Raw genomic sequence first — 1,317 nt, 5'->3', positions numbered from 1 at the left:
GAGAGTGTGCGGAATTCTGTGCCCCAGCGTGAAAGTTACGCCAGGGGGAAACGGTCTTCGAACATTATGACCAGTTGGCTTTTAACGGCATGCCATTCTCGGACACCTCGTTTCCACTCAGTGCTGGTAGCATTGAGTGCCAGATAGATCAACTTCGCGGCCGCGTCATCGCTGGGAAAATGGCCCCGGGTCCTGACGGCACGCCGAATTTTTGAGTTCAGCGCCTCGATGGCGTTCGTGGTGTAGATCAGCCTGCGCACTTCTGGCGGATAGTCGAGAAACGGGATGACCTCGGTCCAGGCTCGGCGCCAACTGGGCGCGATGGCGGGGTAGCGCGCCGCCAAATCGCTGTCCTCAAAGGCGCTCAGGGCCGCCTCCGCGGCCACGGCGTCAACGGCGGTATAGATCGCCTTGAGGGCCGTGGCGACGGCCTTGCGGTCCTTGTAGCTGGCAAAACTCATGGAATGGCGCAACAGGTGGACCACGCAGGTCTGGATCTGGGTTCGCGGAAACGCCGCCTCAATGGCCTGGGGGAATCCCTTGAGCCCGTCAATGACAGCGATCAGGATGTCTTGGACGCCCCGATTCCTCAAATCATTCAGAACCTTGGCCCAGAATTTCGCCCCTTCGTTGGCCTGGAACCACAGGCCCAGAACGTCACGCGTTCCGTCGGGCAGGATGGCCAGGGCGACAAAAACGGCCTTGTTCGAGACCACGCCGTCGTCCCGGATATTGACCCGGATCGCGTCCATGAATACCACTGGATAGCAGGGTTCCAGGGGCCGGTTCTGCCAGGCGGTGACTTCCTCCATGACCGTCTCGGTCACCGCCGAGATCAGGCTGGGAGAGGCCTCGAAACCGTAGATCTCCTCGATATGCCCCTGAATTTCCCGGGTCGTCATACCCCGCGCATACAGGCTCACGATCTTGCGATCAAATTCCGGAAAGCGCCGCTGATATTTGCCGATCAGCAAGGGATCAAAGGTGCCGTTGCGATCACGGGGAATATCCAGGACCACCTTGCCGGTGTCCGTCGTCACTGTCTTTTGACTGGCGCCGTTACGGCGATTGGCCGGGCGCCCGGCCCCGCCATCAGGCTTGGCTGTGCGTTCCTCATCGAGGTGCGTGTCGAGTTCCGTGCTCAGCGCCCGCTCCGCCAGCGCTTTCGTCAACTCCGACAGAATGCCGTCCTTGCCGAACAGGTCGCCCGGCGCCCGGCCTTCCATCAATTGATCCAGTAGGGCTTTGTCTATGCTCATCGGTGGGTCTCCTCAGGAGGGGATTACCACGCTGGGGCACAGAATTCCGCACACTCTC

1 protein-coding gene is annotated in these 1,317 nt (G+C 60.7%); it reads right to left on the bottom strand.

The features are described 5' to 3' along the window. Positions 1 to 35 precede the first annotated feature (35 nt). Positions 36 to 1,259, bottom strand: coding sequence for an IS256 family transposase (locus ACLIRY_RS27065; RefSeq protein ID WP_413208520.1), 1,224 nt, complete (start codon positions 1,257 to 1,259; stop codon positions 36 to 38). Positions 1,260 to 1,317: the final 58 nt, after the last annotated feature.

Source organism: Rhodospirillum sp. A1_3_36, from assembly GCF_047263945.1.
Taxonomy (GTDB): domain Bacteria; phylum Pseudomonadota; class Alphaproteobacteria; order Rhodospirillales; family Rhodospirillaceae; genus Rhodospirillum.
This window is presented reverse-complemented; position numbering and strand designations above follow the sequence as displayed.